Source organism: Mycobacterium sp. NGS50 (genome assembly GCF_059812545.1).
In genome coordinates this window covers 83750-108240 of sequence record NZ_JCALCW010000019.1, presented here as the reverse complement: position 1 = coordinate 108240, position 24491 = coordinate 83750, and the positions used below count along the sequence as shown (strand labels likewise).

The following is a 24491-nucleotide window of genomic DNA, read 5'->3' as shown; positions in this document are numbered from 1 at the left end:
GAGGGCGTGTACCTCGACGCAATCTCGGCGCGAACCACCGGACGGTGCTGATGGTCCAGCGGACTAAACTGCCGCGACGTGTCCGAAACCGCCCCCGACCCCGAGCTGCTGACCGCGGCCGCCGTCGCCCTGCACCGGTACGCACCGGTACTGCGCGATCTCGGCGAGCTGTTCAGCGCGGCCGGTCACCAGCTGTACCTGGTCGGCGGGTCGGTGCGGGACGCGCTGCTGGGCCGGTTGAGCCCCGATCTGGATTTCACCACCGACGCCCACCCCGAGCAGGTGCAGCAGCTGCTGCGCAAGTGGGCCGACGCGCTGTGGGACACCGGCATCGAGTTCGGCACCATCGGCGTCGGCAAAAACGACCAGCGGCTGGAGATCACCACCTTCCGGGCCGACAGCTACGACCAGGTGTCGCGCAATCCGGAGGTCCGGTTCGGTGAGCGCCTCGACGACGACCTGGTGCGCCGCGACTTCACCGTGAACGCGATGGCGGTGCGGATCACCCCCACCGGTCTGGGCGACTTCCTGGATCCGCTGGATGGTCTGACGGCGCTGCGGGCCGGGGTGCTGGACACCCCGTCGGCGCCGGAGGTGTCGTTCGGCGACGACCCGCTGCGGATGCTGCGGGCCGCCCGCTTCGTCGCGCAGTTGGGGTTCACCGTCGCCCCGCGGGTGCGCACCGCCATCGAGGAGATGGCGCCGCAGCTGGCCCGCATCACCGCCGAACGGGTGGCCGCCGAAATGGACAAGCTGGTGCTGGGCGCCGACCCGGCGGCCGGCATCGACCTGATGGTGCAGACCGGCATGGGTGAGGTGGTGCTGCCCGAGATCGGCGGCATGCAGATGGCCATCGACGAACACCACCAGCACAAGGACGTCTACCAGCATTCGCTGACCGTGCTGCGCCAGGCGATCGCCCTTGAGGACACCGGCCCCGACCTGGTGTTGCGGTGGGCGGCGTTGCTGCACGACATCGGCAAACCCGACACCCGCCGCCACGAACCCAACGGCGGGGTGTCCTTCCACCACCATGAGGTGGTCGGCGCGAAGATGACCCGAAAACGGATGCGGGCGCTGAAGTACTCCAAGCAGATGGTCGACGACGTCTCGCAGCTGGTGTATCTGCATCTGCGGTTCCACGGCTACGGGGACGGGAAGTGGACCGACTCCGCGGTGCGCCGCTATGTCACCGACGCCGGCCCGCTGCTCGACCGGCTCAACAAGCTGGTCCGCGCGGATTGCACCACCCGCAACAAGCGCCGCGCGGCTCGGCTGCAGGCCAACTATGACCAGCTTGAGCAGCGGATCGCCGCGTTGGCGGCGAAGGAAGACCTGCAGCGGGTGCGCCCGGATCTGGACGGCAACGCGATCATGGAGTTGCTGGGTATTCCGGCCGGCCCGCAGGTCGGCGAGGCGTGGCGGTTCCTCAAGGAGCTGCGTCTGGATCGCGGGCCGCTGTCACCCGACGAGGCTACGGCCGAGCTGCTGTCCTGGTGGGAGTCGCGCGGGAACCGGTAGCGGCCGGGGGCCGTCTGACCCGGCATGGAGTACTGCTTGGGCGTCGGTGACGGCGCCGCGACGATAGGGGACGCCGCCCCCGACCTCGATCTCAACGGGGACGGCCGGCTGGACGCGATCAGTCTCGATTTCGACGGGGACGGCCTGCGCGACGACGCACTGGCCGACCTGGACGGTGACGGGATCGTCGACCACGCCGTGCTGGATCTGAACAACGACGGCCTTCCGGAGACCTACTTCACCGATGACGGGTCGGGGACCTGGGCGGTGACCGAGGGCATGCGCTGGTTCGGCCTCGACGGTGTCGAGCACGACGGCAGCGCCGTGGTGGACTTCGACGGGGACGGCGTGGCGAGCGATCGGCTGCTGGACAGCAACGGGGACGGGGTCGCCGATCGGGTGCTGCTGGGCGACGGTGCCGGCGGGTATCGCTCGGCCTATCTGGACACCGACGGTGATGGCAGTTGGGACCTCAAGCTCACCGATACCGACGGCGACGGAGCCGCCGACAGCGCGACGGCGCTCTGATGCCGAGTGTGCGGTTTCATACGCGACATGCCGCCGTTCGCGTACCAATTCGCACAGTCGGTGGCGCTAACGGCCCGCACCCGGTGGTCCCGCGAAAGCCTGCGCGATACCCAGCCACTGCCGGGCGTCGTCACCGGTCGCGGTCAGGTCCAGGCCCGCCAATGCCCGCCGCTGGGTGACCAGGAAACAGAAGTCCAGCGCCGAGCCGGTGACCCGCTGCGCGGCGTCCGCCGGGCCCCACGTCCAGACCTCGTCGTCGGGGCCGCGCAACTCGACGCGGAACTCCTCGGTGGGCGGGGTCAGGCGGTTCACCGCGTAGGCGTAGTCGCGGGTGCGCACCCCCAGGTGGGCGATGGAACGCAGTCGTGCGGTCGCCGGCCGCGTCACACCCAGGGCGTCGGCGACATCGGCGCCGTGCGCCCAGGTCTCCATCAGCCGTGCGGTGGCCATCGACGGTGCACTCATCGGCGGCCCGAACCAGGGCAGCTTGCGGCCCTCGGCGACCCCCAGCAGCGCGTCGTGCAGCCGGTGGCGGGTGCTGCGCCAGTCGGCGAGCAATTCGGCAGCCGGGGCCGCGGCCAGCTCGGCGGCCCCGGCGTCGACGAACCCGGTCGGGTCGGCGGCCGCCGCGGTGAGCTGCTCGGCGAAGCCGGCCTCGTCGGTGACCGAGATCAGTGCGACCCGGTCGGTCCACAGCAGGTGGGCGATCTGGTGGGCGATGCTCCAGCCGGGCGCCGGCGTCGGCGCGGCCCAGCGGTCCTCGGCAAGGGGTGCAACCAGGGCGTCGAGCTCGTCGCTCTCGGCGCGCAAGTCGGCGACGATCGGGTCAGCAGCGGCCATGGGTGCAGACTAACGCCCCCGTTGGCGCACCGAGGTCGACGTCGGCGCGGCGCGCACTCGCGATTGTCCGCGCTAGCGTCGATCTCGCGGCACCGAAGCGCGGCCGATCAGCGCGTGCGCGGCCAGCCCGGCGAGGTAGACCACCGCGCCGGTCAGCAGCAGCAACGGCGCGTGCCCGTCGGTGGGCATCACGGCGGCCGCCGCGCTGACCGACGCGATGAACGACATCCAGAACAGCGAATCCTGCACCGCGAACACGTGCCCGCGCAGCGCGTCGTCGACGTCGATCTGCATGGCCGTGTCGGCGCACAGCTTGACGGTCTGTCCCGCGAGCCCGAGCAGGAACCCGCACACCATCAACACCGGCAGGTACAGCGTGACCCCGGCGATCTGGACGACCGCCGCGGCGGCTAGGGCGCCGTTGGCGGTGGCGTAGCGGCCCCACCGCCGCACCGCCGCCGGGGTCACCACGTTGGCCAGGAACGATCCGGTTCCCGCGGCCGCGACGAACAGCGCCGCCGCACCCAGCCCCGCCACCCCTTCCGCGCCGACATGGCGGACCAGCACCAACACCAGCAGCGTGTTGATGCCGAACACCGTGCGGTGCGCGACCAGCCCGCTCAGGGTGGCTGCCACCGTCGGACGGTGGCGCACGGTGCGGATGCCGTGCAGCCAGCCGCTGGTCACCGCGTAGACCACCGATCCGTGGATGGCGCGTTTGGTGTCGTCGGGACCGAGCACCCGGGGCGCAAACCGCAGCGACTGCAGCAACGCGATCGCCACCGGGATCGCGACCAGGAAGATGATCGTGGCCGCGGCGTCGTCGTCGGCGCCGATCAGCCAGCGCGGCAGCAGCATGAAGTTGGCGCCCAGGAACGCCGCGGCCGCACCGGTGGCGACGGCCACCGAGTTCATCGTCACCACCTGCTCGGGCGGCACCACGTGCGGCAGCGCCGCCGACACCCCCGACGAGACGAACCGGGTCAGGCCGTTGGCGATCAGCGCGGCGCTGAGCACGGCCAGATCGCCGGCCCCGACGGCCAGCAGCGTGCCGATCACGATGACGACCGTCAGCCGGGCCAGGTTCGCCGCGATCAGCACCACCCGCCGGTCCCAGCGGTCCAGCAGCGCCCCGGCGAACGGGCCCAGCAACGAGTACGGCAGGAACAGCACCGCGAACGCGCCGGCGATCTCCCAGGGATCCGCGGCCCGGTCCGGGTTGAACAACAGGGCGCCCGCCAGGCCGGCCTGAAACAGTCCGTCGCCGAACTGGCTCGCCACCCGCAATTCCAGCAGCCGCCAATACGACGGCAGGCCGCGCGCCGCCCGCCACAGGCTGACGTGAGCACGCGGGTGAGCCACGGGACCTACTTCCGGATGCGGGGTGAGGCGGACGCGGGGCGCCCACCGAAATCAACAGTACAAATGTCGGACTGCGCTGTTCCTGTTCGCCACCGAGAGACGGTGCGGATGCCATGATGGGGAGATGGCCGCATCCGAGGACCCCGAGGACTATCTGGCACCCGTGGCCCACCGGGTGCGTGCGGGCACGCTGCTGCTGGCCAACACCGATCTGCTGGAGCCGACCTTCCGGCGCAGCGTGATCTACATCGTCGAGCACAACGACGGCGGCACTCTCGGTGTCGTGCTCAACCGGCCCAGCGACACCGCGGTCTACAACGTGTTGCCGCAGTGGGCCACCCTGGCGGGTAAGCCGAAAACGATGTTCGTCGGAGGGCCGGTGAAACGCGATGCGGCGCTGTGCCTGGCGGTGCTGCGGGTCGGCGCCGAACCGTACGACGTACCCGGTGTACGGGCGGTGGCGGGACGCACGGTGATGGTCGACCTGGATTCCGACCCCGAGGAGATCAGCCCGTTCGTGGAGGGGGTCCGGATCTTCGCCGGGTATTCCGGCTGGACGGTCGGCCAGCTGGACGGTGAGATCGAGCGGGACGACTGGATTGTCCTGTCGGCGTTGCCGTCCGATGTGCTGGCAGAGCCGGGCGTCGATCTGTGGGGCCGGGTGCTGCGACGGCAGCCGCTGCCGCTGTCGATGCTGGCGACGCACCCGATCGACGTCAGCCGCAACTAAGTCGGCTCGTTGGCCAGCCGGCTGGCGATCACCGCGCACACCACCAGCTGGATCTGGTGAAAGAGCATCAGCGGCAACATGATCAACCCGACGGTCGGCGGGGGGAACAGCACCAGCGCCATCGGCAGACCGGAGGCCAGGCTCTTCTTGGAGCCGCAGAACAGCAGCACGATCCGGTCGCCGCGATCGAACCCGGCCAGCTGTCCGACCGCGGTGGTGAAACCCAGCACTACGGCCAGCAGGGCGGCGCTGACCGCGGCGACGGCCAGCACCCGCCAGGCGTCGACGCTGCTCCAGATGTGCTCGGTCATCCCGATGGAGAAGGCGGCGTAGACCACCAGCAGGATCGAGCCGCGGTCCACGACTTTGGTCATCAGCGTGTGCCGGGCGATGAGCTCACCCAGCCACGGCCGCATCAGCTGCCCGACCGCGAACGGCAGCAGCAGCTGCAGCACGATGTCGCGGATCGCGGTGGCGTCCACCCGCGGCGCCCCGCTGGTGTGCATCAGCAGCAACACCAGCAGCGGGGTCAGCACCACGCCGACGATGTTGGACACCGAGGCGCTGACGATGGCGGCCGACACGTGCCCGCGCGCGATCGAGGTGAAGGCGATCGACGACTGCACCGTCGAGGGCACCAGACACAGGAACAGCAGGCCGTTGTAGAGGTCGATGGACAGCACCGACGGCACCAGGGTTCGGGCCGCGATCCCCAGGATCGGGAACACCACGAACGTCGTCGCCAGCACCAGCAGGTGCAGCCGCCATTGCCGCAGACCGTGCCAGGCCTGCTGGGGTGACAGCCGGGTGCCGTAGAGCCAGAACAGCACGGCGATCGCGATCTTGGTGACCACGGACAGAATCTCGGCGCCGGTACCGCGGGCCGGGAACGCGGTGGCCAACGCCACCACCGCGGCAAGGGCCAGCAGGAACGTGTCGACCGGGATGGCCGACAGCCGCCTCAGCACGGCGCGCTCAGCCGCAGGGCAGCGAGCACCCCGCGCAGCTCCCGCCGCAGGCGGGCTCGGTTTCGCGGCGCGCGATGTAGCGCGCGCCCTGCCAGGACGCGGCAGCGATGGTGCCCACCGCGCCGAGGACGCACACCACCACCACAACGGCGCCGCTGGGCGGATCGAGCAGCGCCACGGTCCCGGCCGCAGCCAGCATGAATGCCGCCGCCAACTGCGCCGGCGCCAGCGCACGCAACACGATGCCGGGGTCCCCCGAGCGGGGCCGGACCAGTGTCCGCAGCCCGAACAGCAGGGATGCGAGGGCCACGCAGAGGCACACCACACCCGTGATCAGCATGGATCCAGGATACGAGGCGTGTGCCGGTGGTCGTTGCCCGGCTCATCGCCGCAGCGCGAATCGGGAAGCTAACGGGCCGCTCCGGGTGCGGTGGCCTGCTGCGGTACGGCGGCGGGCGCGGGTGCCAGTGCCCGCCCGGGTGCGGTGCCCGGCCCGGGCGTCGACACCGGCCCGGGTGCGGGCGCGGCGGGCGCGGGGGCGGCGGGTGCAACGGGAGCGGGTGCGGTCCCCGGCGCACTGGCCGGCGCGGCCGCCTGCGCATGCCCGGGTGCGGCCACCCGGAAGCCGTTGATGATGGCATCGGTCGCGGGTGCGTTGCCGATGGAGCCGGCCGCGGCGGTGGTCACCGCCAGCGACACCAGATACCGCTCGGATCCTGACGTCGCGATGACGTAGCGCTGCGAGGTGTTGAGCAGCATTTCGTTCTGCCGGTAGGTGCCCTCGATGATCGACGACGGGAAGCCGTCGAAGGTCGCCAGGGAGGCGTTCGTGGCCCGCCACCCCTGTTGCAGCTGGTTGTCGACGAACCCGTGCGTGATCGCCTCGTTGGGATCGAAGTCACCGACCAGGCGGTACACCACAAGCTGCGCGTTGGGCGTGTACAGGGCACCCGAGCGCCGGTTGGCGATCACCGCGAACGCGTCGACCACGTTGGGGTCGGGTACCTGGGTCCAGCCGGCCGGTACCGGAAGGGTGATGTCCAGCGCGGTGAATCCCGCCGCCTGCTGCGGTTCGAGCCGGACGTTGTGGGCCGCGAAGTATTCGCGCAACGTGCCCGAGGTGGCCGGGACCAGCGTCGGCTGCACCGGTCCGGGCGGCAGGATCGCCGGGGCGGGCAGCCCGGGCGCGGTGTTCGGCGCCGGCGCCGCCGCGGGCACCGCAGGGGAGGGGACCGACGGAGCTACCGCCGACGGCCCGGCGCCGACTGCCTGAGGAGTGACATTGACCGGGGCCGGCAGCGGCGGGGCCGGGACCAGCGGATCCGCCGCGGCGATCCCGCCGGCACCGCAGCCCAGAATCGCGACCACGCCCGCGGCGAGGCCACCGATCAATCGCTGCCGGCTGCGAGCTGTGAGCGCCATGGCTGGTCCTTCCGAATTACCCCCGGTCCGGGCCGCGCTGCCCGACTCGAGGCGACTGTAAGCACGGCGGGGTGCAGGTCACCAGCACCGGAATGGAGCTGGAATCGAGCTGGAATGAAGCCCTGACCGCTCCGCAACGCTTCCGAGACCAACCGGGGCGGCCGGGCCGCGCAACCGCCCTCGTTACCCTGTGACGGTGAGTGAATCCCCGACCGGCGCCGGCGACGCGACCGCCGCGGACGCCCCCGCGCACCGTTACACCGCGGAGATGGCCGGGCGCATCGAAGCGACCTGGCAGGACAACTGGTTGCAGCGGGGCACGTTCAACGTGGCCAACCCGGTCGGCGATCTGGCACTGGCCGACGGCACCGACCTCTTGAAGGCGTCCGGCTCCAAGATGTTCGTCCAGGACATGTTCCCCTATCCGTCGGGCGACGGACTGCACGTCGGGCACCCGCTGGGCTATATCGCGACCGATGTCTACGCCCGCTACTTCCGGATGACCGGTCGCAACGTGCTGCACGCGCTGGGTTTCGACGCGTTCGGACTGCCCGCCGAGCAGTACGCCGTCCAGACCGGCACCCATCCGCGCACCCGCACCGAGGCCAACATCGTCAACTTCCGGCGTCAGCTGGGCCGACTCGGCCTGGGCCATGACAGCCGGCGCAGCTTCGCCACCACCGACGTCGAGTTCTACAAATGGACGCAGTGGATCTTCTTGAAGATCTACAACGCGTGGTTCGACGCCGCCGCCAACAAGGCGCGCCCGATCGCCGAGCTGATCGCCGAATTCGATTCCGGTGCGCGCACCCTCGATGACGGCCGGGACTGGGCACAGCTGTCCGCGGGTGAGCGCAGCGACGTGATCGACGCGCATCGGCTGGTCTACCGCGCCGACTCGATGGTGAACTGGTGCCCCGGACTGGGCACGGTGCTGGCCAACGAAGAAGTCACCGCCGACGGCCGCAGCGAGCGGGGCAACTTCCCGGTGTTCCGGAAGCGGTTGCGGCAATGGATGATGCGCATCACCGCCTACTCCGATCGACTGCTCAACGACCTCGAGCTGCTGGACTGGCCGGACAAGGTCAAGGCGATGCAGCGCAACTGGATCGGCCGATCCACCGGCGCAGCAGTGCTGTTCGGCACCGCCGGCGGCGACGTCGAAGTCTTCACCACCCGACCCGACACCTTGTTCGGCGCGACCTATCTGGTGCTGGCGCCCGAACATGAGCTGGTCGACGAACTGGCGGTCGAGACGTGGCCGGCCGACGTCGACCCGCGATGGACGAACTCCGCGGCCACCCCCCGCGAGGCGGTGGCCGCCTACCGTGCCGCCATTGCCGCCAAGTCCGACCTGGAGCGCCAGGAGAACAAGGCCAAGACGGGAGTCTTCCTCGGCAGCTACGCCACCAATCCGGTCAACGGTCAACCGGTGCCGGTCTTCATCGCCGACTACGTGTTGAGTGGTTACGGCACGGGGGCCATCATGGCGGTCCCCGGCCACGACCAGCGTGACTGGGAGTTCGCCCAGACGCTGGGCCTACCGATCGTGGAAGTCATTGCCGGCGGTGACATTACGGAATCGGCCTATGCCGGCGACGGCGTGCTGGTGAACTCCGGCTATCTCGACGGGCTGGAGGTGACGGCAGCCAAAAAGGCCGTCACCGAGAAGTTGACTGCCGATGGCCGCGGCTGGCAGCGCACCGAATTCAAGCTGCGGGACTGGCTTTTCGCTCGTCAGCGCTACTGGGGTGAGCCGTTCCCGATCGTCTACGACAGCGACGGGCGCGCCCACGCCCTGGATGAGTCGGCGTTACCGGTTGCGCTGCCCGACGTATCGGACTACGCCCCGGTCGCCTTCGACCCCGACGACGCCGGCAGCGAGCCGTCGCCGCCACTGGCCAAAGCCAGCGACTGGGTGCACGTCGAGCTGGACCTCGGCGACGGCCTGCAGTCCTACACCCGCGACACCAACACCATGCCGCAGTGGGCGGGCAGCTCCTGGTATGAGCTGCGCTACACCGATCCGCACAACTCAGAGCGACTGTGCGACAAGGAGAACGAGGCGTACTGGATGGGGCCGCGCCCCGACGAGCACGGCCCCGACGATCCGGGCGGCGTGGATATGTACGTCGGCGGTGCCGAGCACGCGGTGCTGCACCTGCTGTATTGCCGGTTCTGGCACAAGGTGCTCTACGACCTGGGTGAGGTCAGCTCCCGCGAGCCGTACCGCCGGCTGGTCAACCAGGGTTACATCCAGGCGTTCGCCTACACCGACTCCCGCGGTGCCTACGTGCCGGCCGCCGAGGTGGAGGAACGCGACGGCAAGTTCTACTACTCCGACTCAAGTGGCGAAGTCGAGGTTGCCCAGGAGTTCGGCAAAATCGGTAAGAGCCTGAAGAATTCGGTCTCACCCGACGAGATCTGCGACAGCTACGGCGCGGACACCCTACGGGTCTACGAGATGTCGATGGGCCCGCTGGAGATGTCGCGGCCGTGGGCAACCAAGGACGTCGTCGGCGCCTACCGGTTCTTGCAGCGGGTGTGGCGGGTGGTTGTGGACGAGAACACCGGGCAGACCCGGGTCGCCGGGCATGCCGCGGTCGACGACGACACGCTGCGGGTGCTGCACCGTACCATCGCGGGGGTGTCGGAAGACTATGCGGCGCTGCGGAACAACACCGCGGCCGCCAAGCTGATCGAATACACCAACCACCTCACCAAGGAGTACCGGGAGACGGTGCCGCGGTCCGCGGTCGAGCCGCTGGTGTTGATGCTGGCACCGCTGGCGCCGCACCTGGCCGAGGAGTTGTGGCATCGGCTGGGCCATGAGACCTCGCTGGCGCACGGCCCGTTCCCGGTCGCCGATCAGGCGTATCTGGTGAGCGACACCGTCGAATTCCCGGTTCAGGTCAACGGGAAGAAGCGCGGCGTCATCACGGTGGCCGCCGACGCGGACGCCGACGCCCTGGAGGCGGCGGCACTGGCGGATGAGAAGGTGCAGGCGTTCTTGGACGGCGCGGTCCCGAAGAAGGTGATCGTCGTCCCCGGCCGGCTGGTCAACCTGGTGGTCTAGGCGCCAGCTTTTACCGCGAGCAGACGCAAAAGTGCCCATTTTGACCGGAAATAGGGCACATTTGCGTCTGCTCGCCACACCTAGCGAGGCCGGATCACGACCTCGTGCAGATGGGCGTCGGGCGGTGCCGTCGCCACCTGGGCCACCACCGCCGCCACCGTCTCCGGCCGCAGAAAACGCTCGGGCCGGTACTCGCCACCTTCGTAGGCGACCAGATCACGCTGCATCGCGGTGTCGGTGCGACCCGGATACACGGTGGTCACCCGCAGCGACGGCTCGTCGTCGCGCAGCGAATCAGCAAACGCCCGCAGCGCGAACTTGCTGGCCGAGTAGGCGGCCATCCCCGGCGAAACCTTGCGTCCCGCACCGGAGTTGATGAACACCACCCGGCCCTCGCCGCTGCGTAGCGCCGGCAGCAACGCCAGCGTCAAGTCCACCGCGCCGAGCAGGTTGACTTCGAAGGTGGCCCGCCACTCCTCGACGTAGGATTCCGCGACACGGCCGGGCACGCAGACACCGGCGTTGTGCACCAGCACATCCAGCGAGTCGACGACCTCGGTGGTGGCGGCGATCATCTCGGGGTCGGTGAGATCGAGTTCCCAGGTGCTGGCTCCCAGCTGCATGGCAAGCTCGTCGAGCCGGGCCGAGGGTCGCCCGCCCAGCAGCAGGGTGTGCGTCGGGGCCAACGCAGTGGCGATAGCCGCGCCGATACCGCCGGCCGCGCCGGTGATCAATGCGGTGGGCATCGATGTCAGGACTGATGGTCGTCGGCCGAGGTGTCCTGGTCGCAGACCGTCTCAAAGGCGGCCAACCGCTCCAGCGGCGCCAACGCCTGCATCAGGATGTCCAGTTCGGGTTCGGACAACGCCGAGAGCATCGCCGCCAGGTGCGCGCGCCGGCTGGCCAGCGACTCACGGTGCACGGCCAACCCCTGCGGGGTGATGTCGACCAGCACCGCCCGCAGGTCGGACGGGTCACGGGTGCGGTTGACCAGGCCGATCTTCTCCAGGCGACGGATCGCGACGGTGGTGGTCGGGGTCCGCACCCGGGAGTGTGCGGCCAACTCGGTCATCCGGATCGGCCCACGGTCGATCAGGGTGACCAGGATCGACAGCTGGGCCAAGGTGAGCTCACCGGTGGTGGCCCCGTTGGGGTCACCACGACGAAGGATGGAGAACAGCATGGACAGGGCCCGGTGCAGCCCCTCCGCCAATGCCGTCACCTCGGGGGCGCTGGCTTTGCTCTCCGCCATAGTTTGCTAGTCTAACGTGCTTGCCGGTCCCGGCGAGGAAGGATCGGCCAGTCGGAGCGTCCTGGCTCGTCAGAGCACCTGGGACAGGAACTTTTGCAGCCGCTCGGTCTCCGCGGATTCGAAGATCTGCTCCGGGGGCCCGAATTCCACCACTTTGCCGTGATCCATGAACACCACGGAGTCCGACGTCGAACGGGCAAAACCCATTTCGTGGGTGACCACCACCATGGTCATACCTTCGGCCCCCAGATCGGCGATCAACGCCAGGATGCCCTTGACCAACTCGGGATCCAGCGCGGAGGTCGCCTCGTCGAACAGCATCACCTGGGGCTGCATCGCCAGCGCCCGGGCGATCGCCACACGTTGCTGCTGGCCACCCGAGAGCGCACCGGGCCGGGCCTCGGCCTTGTGTTTGAGACCGACCCGATCCAACAGCGTCAGCGCCACCGCGCGGGCGTCGTCCTCGGACAGCCCGCGCAGCCGCCGCGGCGCCAGCGCGACGTTGTCCAGCACGCTGCGATGCGGAAACAGGTTGAAATGCTGGAACACCATGCCGATGCGTTGGCGCAGCTGATCCGGGTCGTCGGTCAACACCGAACGACCACCCAGCAGCACGTCCCCGCTGTCGGGCTCGTGCAGCCGGTTCAGGGTCCGCAGCATGGTGGACTTGCCCGAACCGGACGGTCCGATCACCGCTGTCGTGGCGCCGGCGGGAACATCGATGTCCACCCCGCGCAGCACCTGGTTCTTCCCGAACGACAGGTGAATGTCCTTGCCCGTCAGCGAAACCGGCTCCCGAGTCTGCTCGTCGGCCATCACGTCATCTCCCCGGCGGCGGTAGCGGTCAGCAGGCCGGTGTCCTCGGCGTCCGCCGGCCGGCCCCGCCGCAGCCGGTCATCGACGACATTCACCAGGTAGGTCAGCGGAATCGTCAACGCCAGGTAGAGCACTCCCGCCGCAACCAGCGGGGACAGGCTTCCGGACTGGGCGTTGAAGTCGCGGCCGACCTGGAACAGTTCGCGCTGGCCGGCGATCAGGCCCAGGAAGTAAACCAGCGCAGACCCTTTCAGCAACGCGACGAACTGATTGACCAACGCGGGCAGCACCCGCCGGACGCCCTGCGGGATCACCACCAGACGCATCGCCGACGGGTAGCTGAACCCGAGTGCCCGGGCGGCCTCCAGCTGGCCGGACTCCACGCTTTGAATGCCGGAGCGGAAGATCTCGCCGATGTAGGCCGCCGCGGTCAGCCCCAGTGCGGCGATGCCCAGCGGATACGGGTTGTTTCCGGTCAACCCGCCGACCAGCGGGCCCAGCCCCAGCCCGATGAACAAGATGATCAGCACTTCGGGCAGGCCGCGGAAGATGTCGGTGTAGACCCGCGCCGGCCAGCGCAGCCAGCGGACCCGGGAGATTCCGGCGACCGCCAGTGCCATCCCGGCGACCAGGCCGATCAGCCCGGCGCTGATGGTCAGCAGCAGCGTGTTCGGCAACCCGACGGTGATCAGAACCGGCAGCGACTCGCGGTACAGCTCCCAGTCGAAGAAGGAGTCCCGCAGCTGGGCTAGCGTCGACTTCGGTTGGGGGGCCTCGGCTACCGGCTTGTGATGGTGTTCGGCGATCGCGGCGAAGTCGGGCAGGTGCACGGTGGCGGCGGACTTGGAGCCGGGTCGCCAACCCGGCGGCAGCGGTCGGGGCACCCAGTCGGTGTACAGCTGCGGCCAGGTGCCATCGGCGATGACGGCGTCCAGACCCGAGTTCAGCGCATTGAGCAGCGCCCGGTTCCGTTTGGACACCGCGTACGCCTCGAAGTTGCCCAGGCTGAACGTGTTCCCGACGACGGCGGCCGGGTCGCCCGGGCGAATGGTGTTGAGCGCCTCCAACGCCGGTGCCACCCAGGCGTCGACCTGCCGGCTCTTCAGGGTGGCGTAGAGGGTGATGTAGTCGGGAAAACGCACCGGCTGCATCTCCAGGGTGTCGACGACGTAGGCGTCCTCGACGGTGCCCTGCACGACACCGATCCGCTGCCCGGGGGCCAGGTCGTCATAGCCGGTGATCGCCGAGCCGGTCGGGACCACCAGCGACATGTAGCCGAAGTTGTAGCCGTTGGTGAAGTCAACCGTGCGTCGCCGCGAGTCGGTCGCGGTGATCGACGCCGAGCCGACGTCGAATCGCCCGGATGCCACCTGCGCCAGCATCCCGAAGAAGTCGGTGCCGACGAAGTTGACCTTCAGCCCCAACTTGCGGGCGATGGCCCGCAGCAGTTCGTTGTCGAAGCCGGTGTAGTGCCCCGCCGCGTTGATGCAGGTGGCGGGCGGGCTTTGCGACAGGGTTCCGACGGTCAGCACGCCGGGGGTGGACAGCCCGAGGGCGTTGACGTCCACCTCGTCGAGCGGGTCGACGTCGGCGGTCGTGTACTTGTCCTCGCGCGGCAGTTTGGCGTTGGCGAGTTTGGGCGGCAGCGCGATCGCGCTCTCCACACCCGGCGGCGAACACTGATCGGGTGCAGCCGTCGCGACCGGTGCCGCCGCCAGGCTGCCGACAATCAGCAGGGTGGCGACCAGTGCCGACCCCTTTCTGCCGAGCTGAGCTGCCCGGCTCGCGCAGAACCGCATTCGCCTACCGCTGATCGCGCCATCGACACAGCGCCTCGGCGCCGGTCAGGTCGTAGTCGGGGCCGCTGCTGCCGATGGTCAGCAGCCCCACCCCGAGGTCTGCCAGTGCGTCGGCCTCGGCGAGCAGCTCGTCGACCGTTCCCCGGGTCTGATCGCCACCGAGTGCCGCCGAGTGTTCGATCGTCGCCGGGTCGCGGCCCACCGCGGCGCAGTGCTCGGCCAGCACCGCGGCCTTGTGCGGGTAGTCCTCGGCGGTGGCGAAGCTGTGCCACATGTCGGCGTGTTCGGCGACCAGACGCAGGGTTTTGCGCTCGCCGCCGCCGCCGATCAGGATCGGGATCGATCGGACCGCCGGTGGATTCAGTTGGGCCAGCCGGGTTTTGATCCGCGGCATCGCGGAGGCCAGCTCGTCGAGGCGGCTGCCCGCAGTCCCGAACTCGTAGCCGTATTCGCGGTAGTCCCGGTGTTTCCAGCCCGAGCCGATGCCCAGGATCAGCCGGCCGTCGCCGATGTGGTCGACGGTGCGGGCCATGTCGGCCAGCAGCTCAGGGTTGCGGTAGGAGTTGCAGGAAACCAGTGCACCGATCTCGATGCGTGAGGTCTGCTCGGCCCACGCGCCCAGCATGGTCCAGCATTCGAAGTGCGGTCCGTCGCGGTCGCCGTAGAGCGGGAAGAAATGATCCCAGTTGAACGCGATGTCGACACCGAGATCCTCACAGCGCCGGACGGCGTCGCGGATCGCGCGATACTGCGGGGCGTGCTGGGGTTGCAGTTGCACGCCGATGCGGATGGGTCGGGTCATCTCGCCACCATATCGCCGGAATCAATGGGCATCAGGCCAGCGCCATGCGCAGCAGTTCGACCAGCACACGCGGCCGATCGCTCTGGACGGCATGCCCGGCGCCGGTCACCACGTGGCTCACCAGGCCCGGCGAGCGCTGGGCGTACTCGGCGACGTCCTCGGCGGTGACGAACGCGGAGTCCCCGCCGCGGACCAAAGTGGTGGGCGCGGTGATCGCCGACACATCGGTCCACAGCTCGGTGAAGTCCCCGACGGTGCGGATGGAGTCGTAGCGCCACGTCCAGCTGCCGTCGGGCAGTCGGCGCGTGTTGTGGAACAGGCCGCGCCGCAACGATTCCCGATCCCGGTGCGGGGCGGCCAGCGCGGTGGCCTCGAGCATCGAGGCGAAATCGGGAAACGTCCTATCGCCCTGGGCCAAGGCGACCGTCCCGCGATCGGCGACGCTCATCTGCGAATGCCGTTGCAACGCCGAGGGAGTGACGTCGACGATCGCCAGCCGGCGGACCAGCTCTGGTGCGGTGGCCGCCAGCCGGATCGCGGTCAGCCCGCCCAGCGACATCCCGACCACCAGATCGGCAGCCGGGGCCAGTTCACGCAGCACCGGTGCCAGGGCCGCGGCATTCTGCTGGGGCGAGTAGTCGCCGTCGTCGCGCCAGCCGGAGCGGCCGTGCCCGGGCAGGTCCACAGCCAGCGCGGGCTCACCGAGTCCGAGGATGACGGTGTCCCAGGTGTGCGCGTTCTGTGCGCCACCGTGCAGGAATACCACCCGCGGTGACGCGGTCCCCCAGCGCAACGCGCTGATCGCACCGACCTCGACGCGCTCCACCTCGGGCAACAGACCGACCACGCCGGCCTGTTCGGCGTTGCCGGGCAGCATCGCGAACTCGGACAGGCCCGCCAGTTCGTCGTCGGATAGCACTCTGGCGACGTTACTCCGGGTTGGCACCGCGATTACCCGGCAAAATTCGAACGGCTTGCCGGGTCAGCGCAGGGTCGCGGACCTAGCCGACGATGAACTCTTCGAGCTGGGTGCGCGCGACGTCGTCGGCCAGCTGCTTCGGCGGGCTCTTCATCAGGTACGCCGACGCCGGGATGATCGGGCCGCCGATACCGCGGTCCTTGGCGATCTTGGCGGCGCGCACCGCGTCGATGATGATGCCGGCCGAGTTGGGCGAGTCCCAGACCTCGAGCTTGTACTCCAGGTTCAGCGGAGCGTCGCCGAAGGCGCGGCCTTCCAGGCGCACGTAGGCCCACTTGCGGTCATCGAGCCAGGCCACGTGGTCGGACGGGCCGATGTGCACGTTTTTGTCCTCGACCTTGCCGGCCAGTGAGCCGGTCAGGTTGGAGGTCACGGCCTGGGTCTTGGAGACCTTCTTGGACTCCAACCGCTCGCGCTCGAGCATGTTCTTGAAGTCCATGTTGCCGCCGACGTTGAGCTGGTAGGTGCGGTCCAGCGTGACACCGCGGTCCTCGAACAGCTTGGCCATCACCCGGTGGGTGATGGTGGCGCCGACCTGGCTCTTGATGTCGTCGCCGACGATCGGCACGCCGGCGTCGGCGAATTTCTTGGCCCACACTGGGTCGGAGGCGATGAACACCGGTAGGGCGTTGACGAACGCCACGTTGGCGTCGATGGCGCACTGGGCGTAGAACTTGTCGGCCTCTTCCGAACCCACCGGCAGGTAGGAGACCAGCACGTCGACCTCGGCGTCGCGCAGGGCCTTGACCACGTCGACGGCCTCGGCGTCGGAGATCTCGATGGTGTCGGCGTAGTACTTGCCGATGCCGTCGAGGGTCGGGCCGCGCTGCACGATTACGTTGGTGGGGGGCACGTCGGCGATCTTGATGGTGTTGTTCTCCGAGGCGAAGATCGCCTCAGAGAGGTCGAAGCCCACCTTCTTGGCGTCGACGTCGAACGCGGCGACGAACTTCACGTCGCGGACGTGGTAGGGGCCGAACCGCACGTGCATCAGGCCCGGAACGTTCGAGGCGTCGTCGGCGTCCTGGTAGTACTGGACACCTTGTACCAGCGAGGACGCGCAGTTCCCGACGCCGACAATGGCGACTCGCACATCCGTCGACTGCGCGGTTTGCTCACTCATGGACGGTCTCCTTCTCCTACCTTCTGTCATGCTGTGTACTGCTGTGGGGTTACCCGGTTTGCTTCAGGTTTGTTCAGCTCGGCGCTGGGCCAAGTGCTCGGCGTCGATCAGCTCGTTGAGCCATTGGACTTCCCGTTCGCTGGACTCCAGCCCCAGCTGATGCAGTTGGCTGGTGTACCGGTCGAACGAGCTGCTGGCGCGGGCGACCGCGTTGCGCAGGCCTTCGCGGCGTTCCTCGACCTGCCGGCGGCGGCCTTCCAGGATCCGCATCCGCGCCTCGGCGGGGGTGCGATTGAAGAACGCCAGGTGGACGCCGAAGCCGTCGTCGGTGTAGTTCTGCGGCCCGGTGTCGGCGACGAGTTCGGTGAAACGACGCCGCCCGGCGTCGGTCAGCTGATACACCCGGCGCGCCCGGCGCACCGGGGTGCCGGCCGGTGCCGCGTCCTCGGCGATCAGGCCGTCGGCCTGCATCCGGCGCAACGCGGGATACAGCGATCCGTAGGAAAAGGCGCGGAAGGCTCCGAGCAGCCCGGTCAGCCGCTTGCGCAGCTCATAGCCGTGCATGGGCGATTCGAGCAGAAGGCCCAAGATGGCAAGTTCCAGCATCGAATCACCTCCTTTTGCTCCACGGTTACCGGCAGGCTGCTCGCCCGTTACCGCGTGGCGACGCTTCGCGCCATAGTATCGCTCCGATATATTTGCGCCAAGCCGACGGTGTTCGCCTGCTGTTCAGCGGCTGTATTACCTGGCAACGGCGACCCGCTGCGCCCGGCTTCGCCGCACTTGCGATCGCCGCTAGGACGGGTAGTTCACCCGCTTCACCGTGCCGTCGCCGGCGAACTCGATGGAGCCGCCGCCGTAATCGCTGGACACATACACCGACAGCGTCAGGGTTCCGGGCGCGGTCGGGTCGTTCGCCGGATCGATGATCAAATACGTGGTCTTGACGTCGGCGGACTTGATGCCGAGCGTCTCCGGGGCTCCGCGCAGGATCCCGACGGTGGCCTTCACGTCGAATGCACCCAGATCGACCAGGGTGGACCGATCGCTTTTGGCCGAGCTGGTCGGGTCGGAAAAGCCGCCGCGGTAGTAGTAGTCCAGCACCCGGCGCTCCTCGTGGGGGTCGGGGCGATCCAGCGACGCGTAGTCGGGGTAGATGACCAGCCGATAGCCCTTGGTGTCGCCGAACTTCTGGCGCATCTGCTCGAACAGGCCGGTCAGGCCGCCCAGCGAATGCAGCTGCTTGGGCGGGGTCAGCACCACCGGTGTGACGCCGTCGGACTTGGCGCCGGGATCGGACGTGAAGCTCAGCGGCGAGCTGGTGTTGCCGTAGACCATCCAGCCGATGCCGACACCCAGCACCACGGCGACGATCAGGGTGGCTGCCGTGACACCCCAGTTCCCGACCGGCAGCCGCGGCCGCAACGCCGGCAGCTGGACCGGTGCGCCGCCGGTCTGCAGATCCGACACCAGCGCGTGCAGATCGCCCAGCGTGACGGCGCTGGTCGCCGAGCCGATCCGTTCCCGGTGCTCGGTCATCGACAGCTGGCCCTCGCCGAGCGCGCCGTCGAGAATCCGGCACGTGTCGTCGCGGTCGCTGTCCTTGGCCCGCGTGGTCGCGGACTGCCGTATTGCCACGGCGACGATCGTAGAGTCGCGCCGATCCTCGTGCGACGGCATCGGCGGTACTCGCGGCCGCCGCGCAGTGGCGACACTCGGGACAGACCGTCGCCGCCGCCCGACTCGACGTACTCTGGTCAACGTGCGACTGCAGCGACAGGTGGTGGACTACGCGCTTCGGCGCCGCTCGCTGCTGGCCGACGTGTATTCCGGGCGGATCGGCGTCACCGAGGTCTGTGACGCCAACCCCTACCTGCTGCGGGCGGCCAAGTTCCACGGCAAGCCCAGCGCGGTGATGTGCCCGATCTGCCGCAAAGAGCCGCTCACCCTGGTGTCCTGGGTGTTCGGCGAACATCTGGGTGCGGTGTCCGGCTCGGCGCGCACCGCCGAGGAGCTGGTGATGCTGACCACCCGCTTCTCGGAGTTCGCCGTGCACGTGGTGGAGGTGTGCCGCACCTGCAGCTGGAATCACCTGGTGAAGTCGTACGTGCTCGGCACACCCCGCCCGGCGAGCCCGGCCCGCCCACGCAAGGGGTCACGCAATACACGGACGGCGCGCAACGGCGGCGCGCGTACGGCCAGTGAATAGCGAGGGAGGCGACGACCAGTCAGCCAGCAACGAGCCCAAGGGCTCACCGGCTGACCGGTTGCCGCACCGCCGGCCGGTTCCTGACGACGACCGGATGACCGCGATCATCCCGGCTGTGACCGATGACACCGCGCCGCATCTGCGGGATCCGATCGAGGCCGTCAAGGCGGCCCTCGACAGCGGGCGCCGGGAGCGCGACCAGCGGCTGAGCGGTGACAATCAGCCGCGGCGGCCCGAACCCGCCGCCCCACCCGAGCCCCCGCCACCCGCCGAGCCGCCGGCACCGACGCGTCGCCGCCCCCGCCAGCCACCGCCGCGGCTGCTGCCGCCGGTCAATTGGAAGTGGGTACGACGCACGCTGTACGCGGCCGTCGTGGTGATGGTGGCGCTGCCGATCATCACGTTCGCGATGGCCTACGCGATCGTCGACATCCCCCAGCCCGGCGACATCCGCACCAACCAGGTGTCGACGATCTATTACAGCGACGGCGGCGAGCTCGGCAAGATCATCCCGCCCGAGGGCAACCGGGTCGACGTCAACATCAGCCAGGTGCCCGTCCAGCTCCGCAACGCGGTGATCGCCGCCGAGGACCGCAACTTCTACACCAACCCCGGGTTCTCGATCAGCGGGTTTGCCCGGGCGATCAAGAACAACCTGTTCGGCGGCGACACCCAGGGCGGCTCGACCATCACCCAGCAGTACGTCAAGAACGCGCTGGTCGGATCGCAGCGCGCCGGCATGGGCGGCTTGGTGCGCAAGGCCAAGGAGCTGGTCATCGCCACCAAGATGGCCAGCCAATGGTCCAAAGACGAAGTGCTGCAGTCCTATCTGAACATCATCTACTTCGGCCGGGGCGCCTACGGGATCGCCGCGGCGTCCAAGGCCTACTTCGACAAACCCGTCGAACAGATCAACATCGCCGAGGGGGCGTTGCTGGCCGCGCTGATCCAGCGCCCGTCCACGCTGGACCCCGCGATCGACCCGCAGGGGGCCGCCGAGCGGTGGAACTGGGTGCTCGACGGCATGGTGGAGACCGGGGCGCTGTCACCGGCCGACCGTGCCGCCCAGGTGTTCCCGCCCACCGTCGCGCCCGAGCTGGCCCGCGACGCCGACGAGATCACCGGGCCCAACGGTTTGATTCAGCGCCAGGTCACCAAGGAACTGCTCGAACTGTTCAATATCGACGAGCGGACGCTGAACACCCAGGGGCTGCAGGTCACCACCACCATTGACCAGCAGGCTCAGCGCGCCGCCGAACAAGCCGTGACGAAGAACCTCGACGGCCAGAACCCCGACATGCGCGCCGCGGTGGTCTCCATCGACCCGCACGACGGCGCGGTGAAGGCCTACTACGGCGGTTCGGTGGCCAACGGTTTCGACTTCGCCCAGGCCGGTCTGCAGACCGGGTCGTCGTTCAAGGTGTTCGCGTTGGTCGCGGCGCTGCAGCAGGGCATCGGCCTGGGCTACCAGGTGGACAGCTCACCGGTAACCGTCGACAACATCAAGATCACCAACGTCGAGGGCGAGGGTTGCGGAACCTGCAGCATCGCCGAAGCGCTCAAACGATCGTTGAACACCTCCTACTACCGGCTGATGCTCAAGCTGAAGAACGGGCCCGAGGACGTCGCGGAGGCCGCGCATCAGGCCGGTGTCGCCGGCTCCTTCCCGGGGGTGCCGCACACCCTGTCCGAGGACGGCAAGGGCGGACCACCCAACAACGGGATCGTGTTGGGCCAGTACCAGACCCGGGTGATCGACATGGCGTCGGCGTACGCCACCCTGGCCGACGAAGGCGTCTACCACCGCCCGCATTTCGTGGCGAAGGTGGTGGACTCCGACGGCAAGGTCCTCTTCGACGCCGCCACCTCCGGGGACGACGGTGAGCAGCGCATCGACAAGGCCGTCGCCGACAACGTCACCTCCGCGATGCAGCCGATCGCCGGATGGTCGCGCGGACACAACCTGGCCGGCGGGCGCCCCTCGGCGGCCAAGACCGGCACCACCCAGCTGGGCGACACCGGCGACAACAAGGACGCCTGGATGGTCGGCTACACCCCGTCGCTGTCCACCGCGGTGTGGGTCGGCACCGCCGACGGCGATCAGCCGCTGAAGAACAGTTGGGGTGGTCCGGTGTACGGCTCCGGGCTGCCGTCGGACATCTGGAAGGCGACGATGGACGGTGCGCTCAAGGGCACCGACAACGAGTCGTTCCCCAAGCCGGCCGAAATCGGCGGGTACGCGGGCGTTCCGGCCGCGCCGCCGCCCCCGCCGCCCGGCCCCGAAGCCGGCGGGCCGCCCACCGAGATCACCATCCAGCCCACCATCGAGATCGCCCCCGGAATCACCATCCCGGTCGGACCGCCGACCGTTGTCCCGGCCGCACCGGCGGGACCGCCGGTCGGCGAGCTGCCCCCGCAAGCGCCCCCGCCGCCGCCGTGACGGGCCGAGGCGTGTCACCGGGGCCGTTGGCCACCGATCTGCGCACGGCCGATGACCGCGACTGCCCCAGCCGCACCGACATGCTGGGCAACGCCTTGTCCAACGTCATCGGGGGACCGGTGGGCCGGCACGCCGTGATCGGGCGGGGCAGGTTCTGGACGCCGCTGCGGGTGATGTTCGCCTTCGCGCTGGTGTTCCTGGCGCTGGGCTGGGTGACCAAGTCCCCATGCCTGCAAAGCACCGGCAGCGGCGCGGGCGATCAGCGGGTGGCCAACTGGGGCAATGACCGGGCGTACTACGAGTTGTGTTACTCCGACACCGTGCCGCTCTACGGCGCAGAGTTGTTGAGCCAGGGCAAGTTTCCGTACAAGTCCAGCTGGGTGGAGACCGACGGCGCCGGTGAGCCGCAAATCCAGTACGACGGGAAACGCGCGGTGCGCTACATGGAGTACCCGGTGCTGACCGGGGTCTACCAGTACGTCGCGATGGCGCTGGCCAAGACCTACACCGTGGTCAGCAAGCTGATCGCCATTCCGGTGGTCGCCGAGGTGGTGATGTTCTTCGACATCGTCGCGCTCGGGCTGGCGCTGGCGTGGCTGGTCACGGTGTGGGCCAGTGCGGGCCTGTCCGGCCGGCGGGTGTGGGACGCGGCGCTGGTGGCCGCGTCGCCGCTGCTGATCTTCCAGATCTTCACCAACTTCGACGCGCTGGCAACGGCTTTCGCGATGGCCGGGCTGTTGGCGTGGGCACGGCGCAAGCCGGTGCGGGCCGGGGTGCTGATCGGATTAGGCACCGCGGCCAAGCTGTATCCGGTGCTGTTCCTGGGGCCGCTGCTGGTGTTGGGGTTGCGGACCGGGCGGTTGCGGGAGGTGGGCCGCACCGCGCTGGCCGCCGTGCTGACCTGGCTGCTGGTGAACCTGCCGGTCATGCTGCTGTACCCGCGCGGCTGGTCGGAGTTCTTCCGGCTCAACACCCGCCGCGGCGACGACATGGACTCGCTGTACAACGTGATCAAGTCGTTCACCGGGTGGCGGGGCTTCGATCCCGGCCTGGGTTTCTGGCAACCGCCGCAGGTGCTCAACGCCGTCGTGATGGTGCTGTTCCTGTTGTGCTGCGCGGGAATCGGGTACATCGCGCTGACCGCCCCGCAGCGGCCGCGACTGACCCAGCTGGCGTTCCTGGTGGTGGCGGCGTTCCTGTTGACCAACAAGGTGTGGAGCCCGCAGTTCTCGCTGTGGCTGGTGCCGCTGGCGGTGCTGGCACTTCCGCACCGGCGGATCCTGTTGGCGTGGATGACGCTTGACGCGCTGGTGTGGATACCGCGGATGTACTTCCTGTACGGCGCCAGCAATCGGGGACTGACCGAGCAGTGGTTCACCGCAACGGTGCTGTTGCGTGATCTGGCGGTGCTGGGGCTGTGCGTGCTGGTGGTGCGCCAAATCTACCGGCCCGATCAGGATCTGGTCCGCTGGCACGGCCGCATCGACGACCCGGCCGGTGGGGTGTTCGACGAGGCACCCGACCAGCCGCCGCGATGGCTGCCGCCGTGGCTGCGCCCGGCGGCCGCGCAGGATCTTTCCCGTCCACTCTGCGTCTAGGGCGCGATTTCGGCGGCAGAGTCCGCCCTCACCGCAGAATCAAGGGGCGCGTCACAGCATCGAATCCAGCCGGCGGCGCACTACCCGCGGCTGGTACCAGCTCCACCCGGTGCCGATGGCGATCAGCGCGGCGAGCACGCCGAAGGGCACGGCGGCCAGCAGCAGACCGGTCCGAATCTCCGCGATCGTCACGATCGCGAACATCAGGACCAGGATCGGGGCGGTGACGACGATCATCGACCAGGACCTCGCCGCGCCGTCGAGGTAGATCTTGCCCAACCGGGTGGTGGCGGCCCGCACCGCCGCCGTCTTGGGCAGCGCCCCCCGGTGCAGGGCGGCGATCGCGTCCGAACGATCGGCGGAGCTGAGCCCGTCCACCGCTTCCCGGTAGGCGTGGTGGCTGCGTTGGGTCGTGGCGGCGGCCATCGCGCCGGCCGCGATGCTGACCGCGGCGAGCACCGCCACGTTCTGCACCCGGACCAGACCCAGGACGGCCGCGCACAGGAACATGAAGACGAGCGCACGCGCCCACCAAGGCAGCAGCAGAATCCGAACAGTCATCGCACGGCCGAGGGTAACAACGGCCCGGGCGCGGCCACGATTTCGCAGGTCGGACCCGCATCCGGTAGCCTGTGCAGGTTGCCGACGCAGGCGACCCTCCTGCCACGGAATCCGCCGTGGCCGCAGACGACCATAGGAGGTGATGAGGTTCCCATGCGTCCATACGAAATCATGGTCATCCTTGACCCCACTCTTGACGAGCGCACCGTTGCCCCGTCCTTGGAGACGTTCCTGAACGTCATCCGCAATGACGGCGGAACTGTGGAGAAAGTCGACATCTGGGGTCGGCGCCGACTGGCCTACGAGATCGCCAAGCACGCCGAAGGCATCTACGCCGTCGTCAACGTGAAAGCCGAGCCGAAGACGGTGTCCGAGCTCGACCGTCAGCTGGGGCTGAACGAGTCGGTGCTGCGCACCAAGGTGATGCGGACCGACAAGAGCTAGCCGAGGCGTGAACGACCTCGC

The 24491-nt window shown here is 69.0% G+C and carries 23 protein-coding genes; 8 read left to right on the top strand and 15 right to left on the bottom strand.

The window, feature by feature from the left end; translation table 11 throughout:
* Positions 1-78 precede the first annotated feature (78 nt).
* The gene (locus AC5Y36_RS15225) at positions 79-1521 is read left to right on the top strand and encodes a CCA tRNA nucleotidyltransferase (protein ID WP_500041759.1); all 1443 of its coding nucleotides are present in this window, start codon (positions 79-81) and stop codon (positions 1519-1521) included.
* 24 nt (positions 1522-1545) lie between these two features.
* Positions 1546-2049, top strand: coding sequence for a pullulanase (locus AC5Y36_RS15220; RefSeq protein WP_500041758.1), 504 nt, complete (start codon positions 1546-1548; stop codon positions 2047-2049).
* A gap of 66 nt (positions 2050-2115) precedes the next feature.
* Here the strand turns inward: AC5Y36_RS15220 and AC5Y36_RS15215 are convergent, their stop codons facing one another.
* Both AC5Y36_RS15215 and AC5Y36_RS15210 read right to left on the bottom strand, forming a co-directional pair.
* A complete protein-coding gene (locus AC5Y36_RS15215; RefSeq protein WP_500041757.1) occupies positions 2116-2889 on the bottom strand; it encodes a TIGR03084 family metal-binding protein in 774 nt (257 codons plus the stop codon).
* A 72-nt stretch (positions 2890-2961) separates the two neighbouring features.
* Positions 2962-4251, bottom strand: coding sequence for an MFS transporter (locus AC5Y36_RS15210; RefSeq protein ID WP_500041756.1), 1290 nt, complete (start codon positions 4249-4251; stop codon positions 2962-2964).
* A 124-nt stretch (positions 4252-4375) separates the two neighbouring features.
* On the opposite strand from AC5Y36_RS15210, the gene AC5Y36_RS15205 reads away from it, so the two are divergent.
* Positions 4376-4981: a YqgE/AlgH family protein gene (locus AC5Y36_RS15205; RefSeq protein ID WP_500041755.1), complete on the top strand. Its 606-nt coding sequence runs from the start codon at positions 4376-4378 to the stop codon at positions 4979-4981.
* Here the strand turns inward: AC5Y36_RS15205 and AC5Y36_RS15200 are convergent.
* The 3 genes from AC5Y36_RS15200 to AC5Y36_RS15190 all read right to left on the bottom strand — a co-directional run bounded on the left by AC5Y36_RS15200 (position 4978) and on the right by AC5Y36_RS15190 (position 7371).
* Positions 4978-5946 carry a bile acid:sodium symporter family protein gene (locus AC5Y36_RS15200; protein ID WP_500041764.1) on the bottom strand — a complete coding sequence of 323 codons (969 nt, stop codon included), beginning with the start codon at positions 5944-5946 and terminating at the stop codon, positions 4978-4980. The genes AC5Y36_RS15205 and AC5Y36_RS15200 overlap by 4 nt on opposite strands.
* 10 nt (positions 5947-5956) lie before the next feature.
* Positions 5957-6289, bottom strand: coding sequence for a hypothetical protein (locus tag AC5Y36_RS15195; protein WP_500041754.1), 333 nt, complete (start codon positions 6287-6289; stop codon positions 5957-5959).
* Positions 6290-6357: 68 nt separating this feature from the next.
* Positions 6358-7371 carry an LpqN/LpqT family lipoprotein gene (locus AC5Y36_RS15190; RefSeq protein WP_500041753.1) on the bottom strand — a complete coding sequence of 338 codons (1014 nt, stop codon included), beginning with the start codon at positions 7369-7371 and terminating at the stop codon, positions 6358-6360.
* 196 nt (positions 7372-7567) lie between these two features.
* Here AC5Y36_RS15190 and leuS point away from each other — a divergent pair, with 196 nt between their 5' ends.
* A complete protein-coding gene (gene leuS / locus AC5Y36_RS15185) occupies positions 7568-10447 on the top strand; it encodes a leucine--tRNA ligase (RefSeq protein ID WP_500041752.1) in 2880 nt (959 codons plus the stop codon).
* 80 nt (positions 10448-10527) lie between these two features.
* On the opposite strand, the gene AC5Y36_RS15180 is transcribed toward leuS, so the two are convergent.
* The 9 genes from AC5Y36_RS15180 to AC5Y36_RS15140 all read right to left on the bottom strand — a co-directional run bounded on the left by AC5Y36_RS15180 (position 10528) and on the right by AC5Y36_RS15140 (position 18898).
* Positions 10528-11193: an SDR family oxidoreductase gene (locus AC5Y36_RS15180; protein WP_500041751.1), complete on the bottom strand. Its 666-nt coding sequence runs from the start codon at positions 11191-11193 to the stop codon at positions 10528-10530.
* Between the two features lie 5 nt (positions 11194-11198).
* Positions 11199-11699 carry a MarR family winged helix-turn-helix transcriptional regulator gene (locus tag AC5Y36_RS15175; RefSeq protein WP_500041750.1) on the bottom strand — a complete coding sequence of 167 codons (501 nt, stop codon included), beginning with the start codon at positions 11697-11699 and terminating at the stop codon, positions 11199-11201.
* 69 nt (positions 11700-11768) lie between these two features.
* Positions 11769-12515 carry an amino acid ABC transporter ATP-binding protein gene (locus AC5Y36_RS15170; RefSeq protein WP_500041749.1) on the bottom strand — a complete coding sequence of 249 codons (747 nt, stop codon included), beginning with the start codon at positions 12513-12515 and terminating at the stop codon, positions 11769-11771.
* Positions 12515-14314 carry an ABC transporter substrate-binding protein/permease gene (locus AC5Y36_RS15165; protein WP_500041748.1) on the bottom strand — a complete coding sequence of 600 codons (1800 nt, stop codon included), beginning with the start codon at positions 14312-14314 and terminating at the stop codon, positions 12515-12517. Before AC5Y36_RS15165 ends, AC5Y36_RS15170 begins: the two co-directional genes overlap by 1 nt.
* A 4-nt stretch (positions 14315-14318) precedes the next feature.
* Complete coding sequence (locus AC5Y36_RS15160) at positions 14319-15116, bottom strand: LLM class F420-dependent oxidoreductase (RefSeq protein ID WP_500041747.1); 798 nt, start codon at positions 15114-15116, stop codon at positions 14319-14321.
* A 31-nt stretch (positions 15117-15147) separates the two neighbouring features.
* Positions 15148-16035: an Rv0045c family esterase gene (locus tag AC5Y36_RS15155; protein WP_500041746.1), complete on the bottom strand. Its 888-nt coding sequence runs from the start codon at positions 16033-16035 to the stop codon at positions 15148-15150.
* 82 nt (positions 16036-16117) lie between these two features.
* Positions 16118-17218, bottom strand: coding sequence for an inositol-3-phosphate synthase (locus tag AC5Y36_RS15150; protein ID WP_500041745.1), 1101 nt, complete (start codon positions 17216-17218; stop codon positions 16118-16120).
* A gap of 63 nt (positions 17219-17281) precedes the next feature.
* Positions 17282-17824, bottom strand: coding sequence for a PadR family transcriptional regulator (locus AC5Y36_RS15145; protein WP_500041744.1), 543 nt, complete (start codon positions 17822-17824; stop codon positions 17282-17284).
* 189 nt (positions 17825-18013) lie between these two features.
* On the bottom strand, positions 18014-18898 hold the full coding sequence (locus AC5Y36_RS15140; protein ID WP_500041743.1) for a DUF1707 SHOCT-like domain-containing protein: 885 nt from the start codon (positions 18896-18898) through the stop codon (positions 18014-18016).
* A gap of 82 nt (positions 18899-18980) precedes the next feature.
* Between AC5Y36_RS15140 and AC5Y36_RS15135 the strand changes: the two genes are divergently transcribed.
* The 3 genes from AC5Y36_RS15135 to AC5Y36_RS15125 are packed head-to-tail and all read left to right on the top strand — an operon-like array spanning position 18981 to position 23465.
* Positions 18981-19427 (top strand): DUF5318 domain-containing protein, encoded by a 447-nt coding sequence (locus AC5Y36_RS15135; RefSeq protein ID WP_500041742.1) that lies wholly within the window; start codon positions 18981-18983, stop codon positions 19425-19427.
* Entirely contained in the window at positions 19420-21867 is a 2448-nt protein-coding gene (locus AC5Y36_RS15130) for a transglycosylase domain-containing protein (RefSeq protein ID WP_500041741.1), read from the top strand. The genes AC5Y36_RS15135 and AC5Y36_RS15130 overlap by 8 nt, the downstream gene beginning before the upstream one ends.
* Positions 21864-23465 carry a glycosyltransferase family 87 protein gene (locus tag AC5Y36_RS15125; protein ID WP_500041740.1) on the top strand — a complete coding sequence of 534 codons (1602 nt, stop codon included), beginning with the start codon at positions 21864-21866 and terminating at the stop codon, positions 23463-23465. The genes AC5Y36_RS15130 and AC5Y36_RS15125 overlap by 4 nt, the downstream gene beginning before the upstream one ends.
* Positions 23466-23516: 51 nt before the next feature.
* Here AC5Y36_RS15125 and AC5Y36_RS15120 read toward each other — a convergent pair whose 3' ends face one another.
* Positions 23517-24026, bottom strand: a complete 510-nt coding sequence (locus AC5Y36_RS15120) for a hypothetical protein (RefSeq protein WP_500041739.1) — start codon at positions 24024-24026, stop codon at positions 23517-23519.
* Positions 24027-24179: 153 nt separating this feature from the next.
* Between AC5Y36_RS15120 and rpsF the strand changes: the two genes are divergently transcribed.
* Complete coding sequence (gene rpsF / locus AC5Y36_RS15115; protein WP_500041738.1) at positions 24180-24470, top strand: 30S ribosomal protein S6; 291 nt, start codon at positions 24180-24182, stop codon at positions 24468-24470.
* Positions 24471-24491 lie beyond the last annotated feature (21 nt).